The 16,314-nt window shown below is 61.2% G+C and carries 17 protein-coding genes; 15 read left to right on the plus strand and 2 right to left on the minus strand.

Features of this window, described 5'->3' with window-relative positions; all coding sequences use genetic code 11:
• Nucleotides 1–54 precede the first annotated feature (54 nt).
• Nucleotides 55–2,532, minus strand: a complete 2,478-nt coding sequence (locus OQE62_RS05800) for a hypothetical protein (RefSeq protein WP_265721054.1) — start codon at nucleotides 2,530–2,532, stop codon at nucleotides 55–57.
• 625 nt (nucleotides 2,533–3,157) lie between these two features.
• A complete protein-coding gene (locus OQE62_RS05805) occupies nucleotides 3,158–3,886 on the minus strand; it encodes a DUF6515 family protein (RefSeq protein ID WP_265721055.1) in 729 nt (242 codons plus the stop codon).
• A gap of 281 nt (nucleotides 3,887–4,167) precedes the next feature.
• Here OQE62_RS05805 and panC point away from each other — a divergent pair, with 281 nt between their 5' ends.
• The 15 genes from panC (at nucleotide 4,168) to OQE62_RS05880 (ending at nucleotide 16,303) form a co-directional block, all read left to right on the plus strand.
• Nucleotides 4,168–5,016 carry a pantoate--beta-alanine ligase gene (panC, locus tag OQE62_RS05810; protein ID WP_265721056.1) on the plus strand — a complete coding sequence of 283 codons (849 nt, stop codon included), beginning with the start codon at nucleotides 4,168–4,170 and terminating at the stop codon, nucleotides 5,014–5,016.
• 16 nt (nucleotides 5,017–5,032) lie between these two features.
• Nucleotides 5,033–5,419, plus strand: coding sequence for an aspartate 1-decarboxylase (panD, locus tag OQE62_RS05815; protein ID WP_265721057.1), 387 nt, complete (start codon nucleotides 5,033–5,035; stop codon nucleotides 5,417–5,419).
• A gap of 124 nt (nucleotides 5,420–5,543) precedes the next feature.
• Complete coding sequence (locus OQE62_RS05820; RefSeq protein ID WP_265721058.1) at nucleotides 5,544–6,182, plus strand: LysE family translocator; 639 nt, start codon at nucleotides 5,544–5,546, stop codon at nucleotides 6,180–6,182.
• Nucleotides 6,183–6,244: 62 nt separating this feature from the next.
• Nucleotides 6,245–8,098: a bifunctional acetyl-CoA hydrolase/transferase family protein/GNAT family N-acetyltransferase gene (locus OQE62_RS05825; protein WP_265721059.1), complete on the plus strand. Its 1,854-nt coding sequence runs from the start codon at nucleotides 6,245–6,247 to the stop codon at nucleotides 8,096–8,098.
• A 292-nt stretch (nucleotides 8,099–8,390) separates the two neighbouring features.
• A complete protein-coding gene (locus tag OQE62_RS05830) occupies nucleotides 8,391–9,317 on the plus strand; it encodes a histone deacetylase family protein (protein ID WP_265721060.1) in 927 nt (308 codons plus the stop codon).
• A gap of 158 nt (nucleotides 9,318–9,475) precedes the next feature.
• Nucleotides 9,476–11,413, plus strand: a complete 1,938-nt coding sequence (acs, locus tag OQE62_RS05835; protein ID WP_265721061.1) for an acetate--CoA ligase — start codon at nucleotides 9,476–9,478, stop codon at nucleotides 11,411–11,413.
• 192 nt (nucleotides 11,414–11,605) lie between these two features.
• Nucleotides 11,606–12,040, plus strand: a complete 435-nt coding sequence (locus OQE62_RS05840; RefSeq protein WP_265721062.1) for a GFA family protein — start codon at nucleotides 11,606–11,608, stop codon at nucleotides 12,038–12,040.
• On the plus strand, nucleotides 12,037–12,636 hold the full coding sequence (locus OQE62_RS05845) for a transglutaminase-like domain-containing protein (RefSeq protein WP_265721063.1): 600 nt from the start codon (nucleotides 12,037–12,039) through the stop codon (nucleotides 12,634–12,636). Before OQE62_RS05840 ends, OQE62_RS05845 begins: the two co-directional genes overlap by 4 nt.
• A complete protein-coding gene (locus OQE62_RS05850; protein WP_265721064.1) occupies nucleotides 12,626–13,006 on the plus strand; it encodes a GFA family protein in 381 nt (126 codons plus the stop codon). Before OQE62_RS05845 ends, OQE62_RS05850 begins: the two co-directional genes overlap by 11 nt.
• A gap of 91 nt (nucleotides 13,007–13,097) precedes the next feature.
• Nucleotides 13,098–13,595 (plus strand): GNAT family N-acetyltransferase, encoded by a 498-nt coding sequence (locus tag OQE62_RS05855; protein WP_265721065.1) that lies wholly within the window; start codon nucleotides 13,098–13,100, stop codon nucleotides 13,593–13,595.
• Nucleotides 13,596–13,620: 25 nt separating this feature from the next.
• Entirely contained in the window at nucleotides 13,621–14,037 is a 417-nt protein-coding gene (locus tag OQE62_RS05860; protein ID WP_265721066.1) for a RipA family octameric membrane protein, read from the plus strand.
• Nucleotides 14,034–14,594, plus strand: coding sequence for a GNAT family N-acetyltransferase (locus tag OQE62_RS05865; RefSeq protein ID WP_265721067.1), 561 nt, complete (start codon nucleotides 14,034–14,036; stop codon nucleotides 14,592–14,594). Before OQE62_RS05860 ends, OQE62_RS05865 begins: the two co-directional genes overlap by 4 nt.
• Complete coding sequence (locus OQE62_RS05870; protein ID WP_265721068.1) at nucleotides 14,591–15,094, plus strand: DNA-deoxyinosine glycosylase; 504 nt, start codon at nucleotides 14,591–14,593, stop codon at nucleotides 15,092–15,094. The genes OQE62_RS05865 and OQE62_RS05870 overlap by 4 nt, the downstream gene beginning before the upstream one ends.
• A 138-nt stretch (nucleotides 15,095–15,232) precedes the next feature.
• Nucleotides 15,233–15,604 (plus strand): VOC family protein, encoded by a 372-nt coding sequence (locus OQE62_RS05875; protein ID WP_265721069.1) that lies wholly within the window; start codon nucleotides 15,233–15,235, stop codon nucleotides 15,602–15,604.
• Between the two features lie 6 nt (nucleotides 15,605–15,610).
• On the plus strand, nucleotides 15,611–16,303 hold the full coding sequence (locus OQE62_RS05880) for an aspartate/glutamate racemase family protein (protein WP_265721070.1): 693 nt from the start codon (nucleotides 15,611–15,613) through the stop codon (nucleotides 16,301–16,303).
• The last annotated feature ends 11 nt before the right edge of the window (nucleotides 16,304–16,314 follow it).

Consider the following 16,314-nt stretch of genomic DNA (forward strand, 5'->3'; position numbering starts at 1 on the left):
TCACATATCGCTTCAGACTGACGGAGGTTGGGTGCGCGATAAATCCGAATTTCATCACAAGCCCTCATATTCGGGGTTGGAGGCGTTATGGTCGATTCCGTCGGGGGACGCGACGGGTGCCCGTTCATGTGTCGGGCTCTCTCGTTGCCAACCCTTGGCGGTGATGAGGCTCATACCGTCGCCTTCGTTGTTGTGTGCCATCACCACGGAGAAAAGATTGATCTGGCCGCGTGTGCGCACGGCTTTGTCGAGCAACTCCCGGTCGAAAGACTCCAGCGTTCGAGAGACAACATGCAGGTCGCCGATATCGCCTTCCCAGTCCGGCTCGAACAGGTTCACCAGCCGCATCTGCCGCGAGGTGCGGTTAAACAGGACGCGCTCCTGGTACGTGTTGATGCTCGAATGGCCGCCGTTGAGAAAATAGAAAATGGTAATATTCTTGTCGCGAATGCGGCCGGGGTAACTGATGGCATTTTCGATAAGGCTCGGGAGGATGTCCGGCACAATGGCCTTGGCCCCATCTCCGATAAAGGCCAACAGGTTGGTGGGACTCGTGAAGGCCAGGCTCGTTGTCGCCTGCAGGGCATCGCCCATGAGTGCCCGGCCATACCAGCCCGAGAAGCCGCGACGGGTGCGGGCCAGGTTGCGCACGGCCGATATGCCGCAACGACCTACGTCGTAAATGCCGGTGTAGTCGTAACCATCTTGAACCACCACCTGCTCGATCAGGCTGTTGAGTCGGGCGAAGAAGTAGTTGGGCGTCATGGGTATTCGGGGAATACGGCACACCACGTCGGATGGAGTTTCGCGAAGGCTGTCTATCAACGTGAAACGACGGTTGCGAAGCTCGTCAGACACGGCCAGATGCCGATCCACGTACTCCAGGAAAGTACGCAGCGCCAGCACTATGGGGACATCGGTGAACGGCGAAATATGTCCCGGGTTGTCCGTCAACTGAACAATATTGATTTTGCGCTGCAACCGGCCTTCGGGAAACGGGGTCGCCACTTCAGCGAGCTTGCTCTTGAGAAAGAAAAGACACTGGTCATCGGTGCCGTTGATCTTGTCGTTGGTGTGCAGGTAGTTGTAAACGCGAGCACTGTAACCGTAGACCGCCAGCGTTCCCAGATAGTTGCGGTTGACCACTCCCTCGTGATACTTGGCCACAGCACCGGGATGGGTCAGGGAGTCCACCAACGCGACACCGGAACGGCGCGCGATGGACAGCACCAGCCTGTGCTCCTCCTCGGTCATGGCACCGCACTGCCAAACCACACGATCCGGCCCTTCGTTAATGATCTCCATGACCTGATCGAGTGATGCCTGTGTTTTGTCATCCAGTGCCGGTTTTGCCCCCTCGACTACCTGCGGCAATTCAATATCTACCGGTGTGCTTGCGTGCAGCACCTGCTGGGTCGCCAGCACGACCACTGGCCCCTCTCCGGCGTCATAGAGCTCCGCGACGCGGCGCAGGTCGTCCGCCATCCGCGCCGGGTCCGCCATGTATACATGGGGAATGCGCCGTGCCTTGAGCACATCACGTGTATCCTCCTCCCGGGTTACCGTCCCCTGAAATGCGAACCATTGACCGGAGCGGTTTTCGGCGCAGACGATGATCCCCTTGGCTCTGGCTTCGCGCATATTGGCGATGGTGCCCTTGAACTCGTCGATCATACCGCTGGTGACAATAATAATGAATGGCTTTTTGTATAGCTGCCAGTTGGCCAGGGCGCCGCAGGCCAGGCCGTGTTCATTCGGAGCGCGCAACATAAGTGCACCGACCTGTTTTGCTTTGCGCTCCAAATGCACGATCAAATTCGACACCAGTGAGCCGGTGAAATAAAACCCCAGCCATTCACTGCCGGAACGGCTGGTAAAGAATTGCGCGAGAAAGGTCCCCATCGTATTGCCTGGAGGAGGTTTTATCTGCGGCTTTACCTGGCGGTTGGTGTAGCTCATCTCGAAGAAATCCATCCACAGGCACAAAAGCTCCGCCTGAAGGACTGTGCGTTCCGTCGGCAAGACACATTCGATATACTCCATGGGCTGATAGCGCATTTTATGGTCCAACCGCCGCCGGAAAACCGCCGTTGAAGATGGTGAACAGAAAACTGGAACTTTAAGCTCCTTGAGCTGCGAGTAAAAAAACGCCAGCCGGTGATCCACCTCCTCGGCAGTCACATTGTCGAGCGCCGGGTCGGCATAATCGATTAACACCATTCCAGCCTGGAAACCACCTGTCTCTCCCGAGCTCGTATGGGTTGTCACTTTTTTTGTGATTTTTTCGAGGTTGTCGCTCTGAATTATTTTTATTGGAGTCCTGTCTTTGCGTTGTTTCAGGAAAGTAACGGACTTCCGCTTGATATTCTCGTAAACGTGGCTATGCACGGGAATACGAGTGCCGTGTTTGATGTCTGCATCAATATCCACTGGTTGAAGGGGACCTCTACAAACGTCATTAATTACACCCGCTGCTGCTTCAAAAAAAGCCTGGCTCCGTGTCACTACTATCACACCAATGGCAACGTTCATGTCGAACCCTCCGCGCGATTTTGAAGTTAAGGGTGCCCGATTTTTGGGCAACTACCGATTAATTAAAATTTATCGATGAGTGTTGTGGGAATAATAAATTTCCCTGAAATTATTACATTGGTAAATGTTTCTGCGAGCTAATTTGTCGATGTTCTGGACTGCATGGAGCTAACAAAGATTTGCCAATTTCATGATTTTCTTAGATGTTGTCGGTTAAAAATTTCGGAAATAACATTTTTATGAATGATATTAATTTATCTTTAAAAAGGATGTGCCTTTATGAACATCGTCTATCCCGTACGGAGATGGAATTGTTGATGGGGTGGAGGCCCAGCTAGTTTTCGATGATTCTACTTACATCGGGACTGGGTTCGGGTCTAAAATGACGTCTAAATTTTTCATATTAGAAAAAAGACTAAAAATTGCTTTTATTTTGGATTTTTAGCATACCCAAAAAATTATTTTTTGCAGGATAATCCGAACCTGTTTGAATAGGTGTCGGGAGGCTGTTTCCTGCCTGGCGGGTTCAAACTGGAAGGAGGGAGAAGGTGGCTGATGGTGAGCGCGCAAAAAAGCGGCCCGCAGGCCGCTGAAAGTTGGGGGTGGTGAACGGGTTATCGGTCGATCAGTAGAAACCGGGATTGGCGACCACGCGATAGCCGCGGCGGTCCGAGTCCCACAGGTAGCAGGTGTCGTAGGCCACGTAGTAATTGCGGCCGCCGAACACCAGGCTGACAGCGGTACGGGGGAGGCTGTGAACTACGGCGCCAATGGGCGCGCGCGACACCACATAGCCCTGGTGATACGGGCGGTAGAAAATGCCGTCGCTGTAGAAAAAGCCCCGGCTGCCGAAGCTGATGCGCACAAAGCTGCCGGGCAGCCGGCGCCAGCGATAGCCGTAGCGAAAGCGATCCGGGCGCCAGTGATGCCGGTGGTGCCTGCGGTGGCGCTTGCCGTAATGGCCGCGGCCGTGATGTCTGTATTTGCGCTTGTAGCGGTGTTTGTATCTGTCGCCGTACGAGCGGCCCCGGCGGTCGTGCCCGCGCCCGTCGTGTTTGCGGTGGCGCTTTTTGTGGTCGCGACCCCGATCGCGGTCGCGATCTTTGTCCCAGTCCCGGCGGCCGTCGCGGCCCCGGCGATGGTCGCGGTCGCCCCGCGCGGGGCGGTGCCTGGAGATTCGCTTCTTGCGGTCGTCGCCGCGCCAGTCGGCCCGGCGCGCCTCGCGGTGCTTGCTGTAGGCCTTTTCCAGTGCCGAACCGGCCAGCTGGTTCTTGCCGTGTCCGGTGCGGTCGGCCAGTGCCGGCCCCGCCAGCAGCAGGCCGGCAGCGGCGATGGCGGTGATCAGTCTTTTCATGGCGGTTTCTCCCGTGCCGCCGGGCGGCATCTCGTCACTTGCCAGCCATTCTGCCCGCCGTCGACTGAATCCTCCCTGAACCGGTGCACAGTGTGCCGGGGCTGTGCGCGGCTGCGGAAAACCGAATAATGATTCTGGTTGGCCGCCGTTGGCGACACCTTTCCGCCAGAAGCCGTGCCTTTTGCCGGAGATACACGCTATTTTGCCCGGTCCTGCAATTGTCGCTCCCGGGCGCAGGGAGTATGATGCCGCGCTGATCCGTTTCAGTCGCAGTGAACGCCATGCAAGTATTCCATCATATCGCCAGCCTGCGCGAGGCGCTGGCCGAGGCCCGCGCAGCCGGCAGAAGTGTCGGTTTCGTCCCCACCATGGGTAACCTGCACGACGCCCATATCGAACTGGTAAAAACCGCCCGGCAGCACTGCGACCTGGTGGTGGTGTCCATCTTCGTCAACCGCCTGCAGTTCGGCCTCAACGAGGACTGGGACAAGTACCCGCGCACAATGGAGCGGGATATGGCGCGGCTGCGGGAAGTGGACTGCGATTTCCTCTTCCACCCGGACGAGAGCGAAATCTACCCCAACGGCATGGACCAGCAGACCCGCGTGGTCTGCCCGGCGATGACCGATGTGCTCTGCGGCGCCAGCCGCCCGGGCCACTTCGAAGGTGTGACCACGGTGGTCACCAAGCTGTTCAATATCGTGCAGCCGGACAAGGCGGTGTTCGGCATCAAGGATTTCCAGCAACTGGCGGTGGTGCGTCGCATGGTGGAGGACCTGTGTATCCCGGTGGAGATTGTCGGCGCGCCGGTGCACCGCGAGCCGGACGGGCTGGCGATGAGTTCCCGCAACAGCTATATCAGCGCCCGGGAGCGCCCGCGGGTGGCGGTGCTGAACCAGTGCCTGAACTGGGCCAGGGACGAGATCGCCGGCGGCCGCCGCGATTTCCCGGCGCTGGAAGACGAGGCGCGACAGCGCATCGAGCAGTCCGGCTTCCGCGTGGACTATTTCTCCATCTGCAACAGCCGCGACCTGCAGCCGGCCGCCGACGACGACCACCAGATCACCATACTCGGCGCCATGTATACCAGTGCCGCGCGGCTGATCGACAACGTATCACTGGAACTGTAAGCGGGAGGTGAACGCGATGCAGATAGAACTGCTGAAATGCAAACTGCATATGGCCGCGGTGACCCAGGCCGAACTCTGGTACGACGGCTCCTGTGCCATCGACGAGGACCTGGTGGAACTGGCCGGCCTGCGGGAATTCGAGAAGATCGATATCTACAACGTCAGCAACGGCGAGCGCTTCCACACCTATGTGATCCTGGCCGAGCGCGGTTCCGGTACCATCTCCATGAACGGCGCCGCCGCGCGCCGGGTGCAGGTGGGCGACCGCATCATCATCGGCTCCTACGCGCAGATGAGCGAGGAGGAAGCGGACAGCTTCCAGCCGAAACTTATCTACCTCGACGAGCACAACCGCGTCGAGCGCAGCAGCAATACCATTCCGGTGCAGCCGGCCGAGGCCTGATTTCCGGGAGCGCTTTTCTCCCGGGTGCACCGGGCCCCAGGCCTACCGCAATCGCACCAGAAGGGACGCTTTTACCTGTCCAGTGTTCCAACTGTTCCAAGGTCCAATGTAAAGGAGCCAAACCGTGTTCGGTATCGAGAATCTGTGGCTGTTTGCCGCCTCGGGAGTTCTGCTGATAGTCCTGCCCGGCCCGGACTCGCTTTATATTGTCGGCCGCAGTGCCGGCCAGGGATTCAGGGCGGGTTCCGTGGCTGCGCTGGGTATCGCCACCGGGACCATGGTGCATGTTACGGCCGCGGCCCTGGGGCTGTCGGTTGTCCTGACGACATCGGCCACCGCATTCACTGTCGTCAAAATCGTCGGTTGTCTCTACCTGCTGTATATGAGTGTTTCGCTGATCTTCAGCAAATCCGCCGGCGATGTTTCCGCCGGACCGGTCAAGACGGTTCCGCCGCCGCGGGCGAAAATCTTCTATCAGGGCTTTCTGACCAACCTGCTGAACCCGAAGATTGCACTGTTTTTTCTCGCTTTCGTGCCGCAGTTTATCGCGGCTGACAGCGACAGCAAGGCGATGGCATTTCTCCTTCTCGGCCTGATTTTCAACATTATGGGCTTGATCTGGTGTCACTGCCTGGCTTGGACGTCCGCATCGGTGAGCAGAAGGCTTTCGGCGAGTGAATCGGTGAAAAAATGGCTGAATCGCGTGGCCGGCACGCTGTTCGGGATCTTCGGTATCAAGCTTGCGCTGAGCACTCAGGGCTGACTGCGCTTTCGAACCCTGTTTCCACCCGCTATCCTGTCGGGGTTCAATCGAAAGGCTCCACCATGCTAACCAGCCCCAAAACCGGCGCGGTGCTGGCCTGGGGCGATCTGCTGAAATCCGGCAACTGGATCTTTATCGGTTCCAACGCCGCCGTCCCCAATGCGCTGATAGCCGACCTGATCGCCCACAGCCGCGGCCTGCACGATATCGAAGTGACCCATATCCAGACGCTGTCGGACAATGTCTGGGCCGAGCGCCGCTACAGCGAGCTGTTCAAGGTCAATGCGCTGTTTATCGGCGGCGCCAATGTGCGCGAGGCCATCGCTGAAGGCCGCGCCGACTACACGCCCTGCTTTCTGTCGGAAATTCCGCAACTGTTCCGCGAGCACCTGCTGCCACTGGACGCGGCGCTGGTGATGGTCAGCCCGCCGGACGAGTTCGGATACTGCTCCCTCGGCGTCAGCGTCGATGTGGTCTCCGCGGCGGTGCGCGCCGCGCGCGTGGTGGTGGCCCAGGTGAACCCGTGTATGCCGCGCACCTGCGGCCACAGTTTTATCCACGTGGACCAGATCGATGCCTGGGCGGAAAAAACCGAGGAACTGCCGGAGCGGCCGCTACCGGAACTGGATCCGGTCACCGAGCAGATAGGTCAGTATGTATCGCTGCTGATAGAAAACGGAGCTACGCTGCAGCTGGGCGTGGGCCGGGTGTCGGCGGCGGTATTGCGCTACCTGGGAAACCACCGCGACCTGGGAGTGCACAGCGAGGTGATTTCCGACGGCATCATCGAGCTGATGCACAGCGGCGTCATCAACAACCGCAAGAAAACCTTTCACCGCGGCAAGGTGGTCACCAGTTTCTGTATCGGCACCCGCGCCATGTACGACTTTGTCGACGGCAACCCGCATATCGAGTTCTACCCGGCCGAGCACGTCAATTCACCCACCCGCATCGCCCGCAACGACAAGATGGTGTCGATCAACGGCGCCATCGAGGTGGACCTGAGCGGGCAGGTGGTGTCCGATTCCATTGGCCGCAAGTTCTACAGCGGTATCGGTGGCCAAGTGGACTTTATCCGCGGCGCCGCACTGAGTCGCGGCGGCCGGCCGGTGATCGCACTGCCGTCCACCACCCGCGACGGCAGTCGCTCGCGTATCGTGCCCACGCTGGCCCCTGGCGGCGGCGTGGTGACCTCACGCGGCCATGTGCACTACGTGGTGACCGAATACGGCATCGCCTCGCTGCACGGAAAAAGCATTCGCGAGCGCGCGCTGGAACTGATCCGCATTGCGCACCCGAAATTTCGCCGCGAACTGCTGAACGAAGTGCGCCAGTTCTACTGGGTACCCGAATACCAGGAGCAGGCGCCCACGTCTGTGCCGGAGCTGGGACCGGTGGAGGAAAAGTATTTCACCTTCCGCGGCATCCGCTACACCCTGCGCCCGCTGCGGCCCGCGGACGAACGGCGGCTGCAGGAGTTTTTCTACACCCACAACAAGGAAACCCTGATGATGCGTTACAACCACCATGTAACGCAGATGTCGCGGGAGAAATCCTGCAGCCTGGTGAGTGTGGACCAGCGGCGCGACCTGGCCCTGTGCTTTACCGACCGCGACGGCGCCGCCGAGGTGATTCAGGGCGTGGGCCGCTACTACCTGAATGAAGCGGACAACAACTGCGAGGTGGCCTTCGTGATCAAGGAAAGCCGCCGCGGCCGCGGCATCGCCACCACGCTGTTGCGGGAGATGGAAGCGATTGCGCGCAGGCGCGGTATTGCCAGAATGTTCGCCTGTGTGCGCCGGGACAATCGCCCGATGCTGGCGGTGTTTGAGAACTGCGGTTTTCAGCCCGCGTCCGGTAGCGAGTTGGATGAGGTGTATCTGGTACTCGATCTGGAATCGGCTGACTCCTCCTGAGATCGGGCCACCGTACCGAGAGGGGCGGTTTGATCGAAGCCGCAATATTGATGCAAAGGCCCTGATGCCGGGAGCACCTTGTGGGACTGTCTGCGAGAGGGACCTCGCAGACAAGCCTCTAGGGATGGATTTATGGCGTGTCCCACAAGGTGCTCCCGGTAGCAGGGCCGCCCCCGGGTAAGCTAAGGCCCGTAGCCTAGATGCAGGTGCGCAGCGCTGGAATCCAGGGTTCCCGGATTTCGCTGCGCTCCATCCGGGCTATTGTCTGTGTTATCGAACGAGGAATAAAAATATGTCCATCGGATTTATAACCAGCCCCACCTGCGCCGGCCACGATATGGGCGACGAGCACCCGGAGTGCCCGGCGCGCCTCGACGCGATTTGCGATCAACTGCTCTCCAGCGGTATCGACTTTGTGCTGCGCCACTTCGACGCGCCCGCAGCCAGCCGCGAACAACTGGAACTGGTACACGATCCGGACTATGTCGCGTCGATCTTCGAGCGCGCGCCGCGAGCGGGCATCGAGCGGCTGGACCCGGACACCTGCATGAACCCCGGCTCGCTGAACGCCGCCCTGCACGCCGCCGGCGCCGCCGTATCAGCGGTGGACCGGGTGATGGCCGGCGAAGTGCCGTCCGCCTTCTGCGCCGTGCGCCCGCCGGGCCACCACGCCGAGCGGGACAAAGCCATGGGCTTCTGCCTGTTCAACAATATCGCCATCGCCGCCGCCCATGCCCGCGAACACTACGGACTGGAAAGGGTCGCGATTGTCGATTTCGACGTGCACCACGGCAACGGCACAGAGGACTTCGTCAAAGGGCGCGATGGCTACCTGCTCTGCTCCAGCTTCCAGTCCCCCTTCTATCCGTTCAGCGGCACTGGTGAACTGCCGGGCAATGTTGTCAACTCGCCGCTGGAGGCGGGTGCCGGCGGCGCCGAACTGCGCCGCGTCGTCGAGGAAACCTGGCTGCCGGCGCTGGAGGAATTCCGCCCACAGATGCTGTTCGTCTCCGCCGGTTTCGACGGCCACCGCGAGGACGATATGGCCCAGCTGCACTTCATCGAGGACGACTACCGCTGGGTGACCGACAGACTCAGGGAAGTTGCCGACCGGCACGCCGACGACCGCATCGTCTCCGCCCTGGAAGGCGGCTATGCACTGAGCGCACTGGGCCGCAGCGTCGTCGCCCACCTGCAGGGCCTGATCGGCGCCAAATAATCCCCGCGGGTGTGAAAGCCCGCGGGGACCGGGCTATCATGAAGGGAAACGCCTGTTGACAGCGTTGTCATTTATCTGGCGCCAATGTTATAACTGGCCCCAAGGTTTGACCGCGGCGCCAGCCCGGTCGCCAGATAATTCTAATAAGGGAGAAAACGATGTCAGAAGTCCACATTCACCCCGTACCCGCCGAATTTGCCTCCAGGGCGCATATCGACGCCGGGGACTACGAAAAACTCTACCGCGAGTCGATCGAGAATCCGGAAGCCTTCTGGTCCCGGCAGGCCCAGGATTTCCTGCAGTGGGAGAAACCCTTTACCAGGGTGGTCGAGGAAGATCTCAAGAAGGGCCATACCGCCTGGTTTGCCGACGGCGAGCTGAATGTTGCCGTCAACTGCATCGACCGCCACCTGCCGGCCCGCGCGGAGCAGACCGCGCTTATCTGGGAGGGTGACGACCCCGCCGACAGCAAGAACATTACCTACAGCGAACTGCACGAGCAGGTCTGCCGCCTGGCCAACCTGCTGAAAGAACGCGGCGTAAAAAAGGGCGATCGCGTCTGCATCTACATGCCCATGATTCCCGAAGCCGCCTACGCCATGCTCGCCTGCGCACGTATCGGCGCTGTGCACTCGGTGGTCTTCGGCGGCTTCTCCCCCGGTTCCCTCAGGGACCGTATCCTCGACTCCGACTGCCGCCTGGTGATCACCGCCGACGAGGGGGTGCGCGGCGGCAAGACGGTGCCGCTCAAGGCCAATGTGGACAAGGCGCTGGCGGATTGCCCGAACGTGCACACCGCCATCGTGGTCAAGCGCACCGGCGCCGATGTGGGCTGGAACGGCGAGCGCGATATCTGGTACGCGGAGTCCGTCGCCGAACAGAGCAGCGACTGTGCGCCGGAACCGATGAACGCCGAGGATCCACTGTTTATCCTCTACACTTCCGGCTCCACCGGCAAACCCAAGGGCGTGCTGCACACCACCGCCGGCTATCTGCTGATGTGCACCATGACCTTCAAATACGCCTTCGACTACAAGGAGGGCGATATCTTCTGGTGTACCGCCGACGTCGGCTGGATCACCGGCCACAGCTACATCGTCTACGGTCCCCTGTCCACCGGCGCCATCTCGCTGATATTCGAGGGTGTGCCCACCTATCCCGACGCCTCCCGCTGCTGGCAAGTGGTGGAGAAGCACAAGGTGAACAGCTTCTACACCGCCCCCACCGCCATCCGCGCGTTAATGGGCGCCGGCGACGAGTTTGTCACCAAAACCGATCGCAGCTCCCTGAAACTGCTGGGCACCGTGGGCGAGCCGATCAACCCCGAGGCCTGGGAGTGGTACTACAAAGTCGTCGGCGAAGAGCGCTGCCCGATCATCGACACCTGGTGGCAGACCGAGACCGGCGCCCACCTGATCACGCCGCTGCCCGGCGCCATCGACATGAAAGCCGGTTCCGCCACCAAGCCCTTCTTCGGCGTGCAACCCGCACTGATGGATGATCAGGGGCGGGAAATCGATGGCGAGGGCGCGGGCGCGCTGGTGATGAAAGCCAGTTGGCCGAGCATGATCCGCAGCGTCTACGGCGACCACCAGCGGATGATCGACACCTACTTCAGCGCCTATCCGGGCTACTACTTTACCGGCGACGGCGCCCGCCGCGATGCGGACGGTTACTACTGGATCACCGGCCGAATGGACGATGTGCTGAATGTCTCTGGCCACCGCCTCGGCACCGCCGAGATCGAGAGCGCCATAGTCCTGCACGACGACACCGCCGAGGCGGCCGTGGTCGGCTATCCGCACGATATCAAGGGCCAGGGTATCTACGCCTACGTGACCCTGAAAGCCGGCCACGAGCCCAACGAGGAACTGCGGCAGGAACTGATCGACCTGTGCGTGAAGGAAATCGGCTCCATCGCCAAGCCGGATATCATCCAGTGGGCCCCGGGCCTGCCGAAGACCCGCTCCGGCAAGATCATGCGCCGCATCCTGCGCAAGATCGCCGGCAACGAGCTGGACAGTCTCGGCGATACCTCCACGTTGGCGGATCCGTCGGTGGTCGAAGAACTGATCGAGCACCGCGCCAATTGCTGATAGCGCACCGCCGAAAGACCAACCGTAGGGGCGAACCTCGTGTTCGCCCTTTCTCTATCCCTCTGGTCGACCTGTAGGAGCCCACTTGCAGGCGAACCGCGGCGAAGCCGCGCCCGCTCCTCCCGATCTGTATATTTACCCTCGAGCCCTGTATAAAAGGCATTGCCACGAATTGCGATAAAGGAGGCCGCAATGCAAAAACTGACGGGGAAATGCCTCTGCGAGGCTATCGAATACGAGATCGCCGGCGAACTGGGGCCCATCTTCAACTGCCACTGCTCCAAGTGTCGCCGCTGGCACGGTGCCGCCTTCCGCACCCGCGCCACGATCAAAAGCAGCCAGTTCAAATGGCTGAAGGGCGAGGAGCACCTGTCCCGTTACCACTCCTCGGAAAACAACGTCAAAAGTTTCTGCTCCATCTGCGGCTCCAACCTGATCAGCACCTACGACGACAGACCGGATAAAGTCGGCATTCCCCTCGGCGGGCTGGACCAGAACCCGAACAACAAGGTGGAAGGGCACTTCTTCGTTGGCTCCAAATCCCCCTGGTACGAAATCGACGACGACCTGCCGCAGTACGAAGCGTTTCCCGGTTCCGAGGACAGTGTCATGGAGACGGCGGAGTGACCCGGGCCTATCTGGAATCCAGCGAGCATATCGACTGTCGGGAGGAGGCCGTGTGCTCGAAAGCGACGGAACTGTCTTCCGGTAGCAGCGACGACGAGGTGATCGCCCGCCGCTGCTTCGAATTCGTCCGCGACGAAATCCGCCACAGCTGGGATGCCCGGGAAAACCCGGTGACCTGCCGCGCCTCCGATGTCCTGCAACACGCGACCGGCTTCTGCTACGCCAAAAGCCATCTGCTCGCGGCGCTGCTGCGCGCCAACGGTATTCCCGCCGGCCTGTGTTACCAGCGGCTGCGGCTCGACAGCGGCGGCTTCTGCCTGCATGGACTGAACGCGATCTACCTCGAGCGGTACGGCTGGTACCGTGTGGATCCGCGCGGCAATCGGGGGGAAATAGCGGCCGAATTCCGGCCGCCGCAGGAAAAACTGGCGTTTTCCATCGCCGCCGACGGCGAAGCGGATCTGCCCGGAATCTGGCCGGAGCCGCTGCCCGTGGTGGTTGAGGCTCTTGATCGCGCCGGCAGCTTTCGGGCACTGGCCGCGAATCTGCCGGACTGCCAACCGCAACAACTCGGGGAAGTAATCTGTGACTACTGAAATCTGCAGCGGCGGTTGCCACTGCGGCGCTGTGCGCTTTGCAGCCAGCGGCGAGCCGAAGATTGTCGAGCGCTGCCACTGCGGCAGCTGCCGCCGCACCACCGGCGGTGCCTTTGCCACCTGGGTGGGGTTCGACGATGAGCAGGTCGAATGGCTTTCACCACCGGCCTTCTATCGCAGTTCGAAGGGCGTGCGGCGCGGTTTCTGCAGGGACTGCGGGACGCCGCTTTCGTACCAGGGAGGGCAATGGGCCGGCGAGACCTATTTCCTGATCGGCGTCTTCGAGGAACCGCGAGAGTTTGAACCCCGCGGCGATGTGTTCATCGAAGAGGCACTCGACTGGTGCCTGGAAGGATATCGACAACAATAATGTCGGGGCTCGGTTTACAATGAGTGCTGGTCAAAAAACCGCAGACTGGGCGTGCGACCCAGGTGCAGCAATGTAAATGATCTGGGAAAGTATGATTCTCCGTTCCGCCACCCCCGCCGACCTGGGCCTGCTGCGCCACTGGGATCGGCAGCCCCACGTAATCGCTGCCGACCCGAATGACGATTGGGGGTGGGAACAAGAGCTGAGTCGCCAACCGGATTGGCGTGAACAGCTGATCGCCGAGCTGGACGGTCGTCCGATCGGTTTTGTGCAGATTATCGATCCGGCGCGGGAAGACAGCCATTACTGGGGCTCTGTGCCGGACAACCTGCGTGCGATCGATATCTGGATCGGTGAGGCGGGCGACCTGGGGCGCGGCTACGGTACCCGCATGATGACACTGGCGCTGCAGAAATGTTTCGCTCCGCCGGAAGTCACCGCGGTACTGATCGACCCGCTGGCAAGCAATGTCCGCGCCCACAGATTCTATGAGCGCCTGGGATTCCGGTTTGTCGAGCGTCGCCAGTTCGGCGATGATGACTGCTTTGTCTATCGCCTGCACAGGTCCGACTGGTATCGGGGCGGTTGATGACCGACAGTGGGGAGAAAGGAATTTGCATCAGCGTTCGTACCTGTGGGAGCACTATCGCTTCAATGCGGAACAGCGCCTCAAGGGCTTCAACTTTTTTGTGGTGCTGTCGATGTTCGCGGAAGGCGGCATATTCACCGCGGTGGAGAAGGGCTTTCATCCGCTGAGCCTGGCGCTGCTGGGCGGTTTCGTGGTCATCCTCTGTGCGGTCTTCTGGCTGGTGGACGCCCGCAGCCGCCAATTGCTGAGCCTGGCCACACCGGGCCTGAAACAGCTCGAGCAGGAGCTGCCGGAAGAGAGCCGCCTGTTTACCCGCGACAGGGACTGCCGCGGTACCCTGGCCCGCTATACCTTCGCGATTCGCACCCTGCTGATCGCGCAGTTTCTTTTCGGTACCGGCGTCGCCGCCTACGGCCTCTACCAGTGGAGCATGCCGTCGTGAACCCGGACGAGCTGGGTGCGCGACTGCCGTCCCTGGAGGGCGAAGGTCTGCAATTGCGGTGGCTGATCGGGCGGGACCTGCCGGCGCTCGAGTCCATCTTCTCGGATCGCGACGTGGTGCGCTATATGGCCACCGAACCGCTGGATACGCGCGCCGCGTCGGAATGCTACCTGCAGTCGATCCGCGAGGGGTTTCTCGAGGGCAGCCTCTACCAATGGGGAATAGAGCGAGCCGGACAGATTGTCGGCACCTGCACCCTGGCCGCGATCGACCGCGACAACCGCTGTGCGGAGATTGGCTTTGCACTTGGCCGACAGCACTGGGGCCGGGGATTGGTACTGCGCGCCGTGCCGGCGGTGATCGATTTCGCGTTCGGCAGGCTGAAGCTCCACCGACTCGGCGCCGATGTGGACCCGCGCAACAGCGCATCGATCCGCGTGCTGGAGAAACTCGGTTTCCAGCGCGAGGGGTTGCGGCGCGAGTGCTATTTCCACCTCGGCGAAATTCAGGACGCGCTGCTGTTCGGCCTGCTACAGCGAGACTGGTGCCGCCCGTGACCCGTGTCCACAGCTTCGCCCCCATCGCCGCCGCCGACGCCACACGGCTGGTGCTCGGCTCCATGCCCGGTGTCGCCTCGCTGCGCGCCGGGCAGTACTACGCCCACCCGCGCAACGCCTTCTGGCGGATCCTTGCCGAACTGCTGGGATTCGACAGCGACCTCGGCTATGCGCAGCGCTGCGACCAACTGCGGGCAAACCGTATCGCGCTGTGGGATGTGCTGCAGGCCTGTACCCGTTCCGGCAGCCTCGATTCGGCGATTGTCGAATCGTCGATCGTGCCGAACGATTTTGGCGGTTTCCTCGCCCGCCACCCGCAGGTACAGAATATCTACTTCAACGGCGCCAGGGCGGAGCAGATGTACAGGCGCCACGTGCTGCCGGAGTTGCCGTCGTCGCTCGCTGCCATCCCGACGCTGCGGCTGCCGTCCACCAGTCCTGCCCACGCCGCGCTCACTGTCCCGCAGAAGCTGGCACAGTGGCGCGCCATTGTCGATTAGCGCCAGGGCCGGCCGCTACACTGAAGGGAGTCACTTTGTAGCGGGCTGTATCGGGGCACCCTGTGGCCGATCGACAGTCTCCTCGCCGCGGTGGCGCGCATACATTCTGGACCCGAACGCAACTGAACGGATATCGCAATGCTGGACCATATCGGAATTCATATTCACAGTTACGAGCGCAGCAAGGAGTTCTACCGCCTGGCGCTGGCGCCGCTCGACTACGAACTGATTCTGGAATACGACGACTGGGCCGGTTTCGGCTGGGCCGGCAAACCGAATTTCTGGATCAAGGGCGGCAAGAGCACGGCGCCGAACCTGCACCTCGCCTTTCGCGCCGACGACCGGAAAACCGTGGACGCGTTTCACAGGGCGGCGCTGGAAGCCGGTGGCACGGACAATGGCGCGCCCGCCGAGCGCCCGGAATACCACGAACACTATTACGCGGCTTTCGTGCGGGACCCGGATGGGCATAACATAGAGGTTGTCTGTCACACGCCCGGAGACCTGTAATACATCGTGAAAACTATCGGCCTGCTCGGCGGCATGAGCTGGGAATCCACCCAAGTCTACTACCGCCTCATCAACGAAACCGTACGCGAAAAACTCGGTGGCCTGCACTCGGCGCGCCTGCTGCTGAACAGTATCGACTTCGCCGATATCGAGCCGCTGCAGCGCAACGGCCAGTGGCGGCAGGCCGGCGAGTTGCTGGCGGCCGCGGCCGAGTCCCTGGCCGCCGGTGGGGCCGACTTTCTCGTGCTGTGTACCAACACCATGCACAAGGTGGCGCCGACGATTGAAGCGGCGGTGCCGCTACCGCTGCTGCATATCGCCGATGCCACTGCGGCGGTCATCGAGCAGGCGGGTATCCGGCGGGTCGGCCTGTTGGGGACCGCGTTTACCATGGAACAGGATTTCTACCGCGGGCGGCTGCTGGAGAAGCACGGTATTGCGGTGGATGTACCGGGAGAGATCGATCGCGCGCTGGTGCACCGGGTTATTTTCGAGGAGCTCTGCCGCGGTACTGTGACGGAGGCGTCCCGGCGTGAGTTCCGCGATATCGTCGCCCGGCTGCAGGACGCCGGCGCCGAAGCCGTGGTGCTCGGCTGCACGGAGATTGGCCTGCTGTTGCGGCCGGAGGATGTGCCAATACCGCTGTTCGATACCGCCGAGATTCATGCGCGCGCCGCGGTAGAGCTGGCGCTGAAGTGATAAGATGCCGG

This window comes from Microbulbifer halophilus (genome assembly GCF_026183675.1).
Taxonomy (GTDB): domain Bacteria; phylum Pseudomonadota; class Gammaproteobacteria; order Pseudomonadales; family Cellvibrionaceae; genus Microbulbifer; species Microbulbifer halophilus.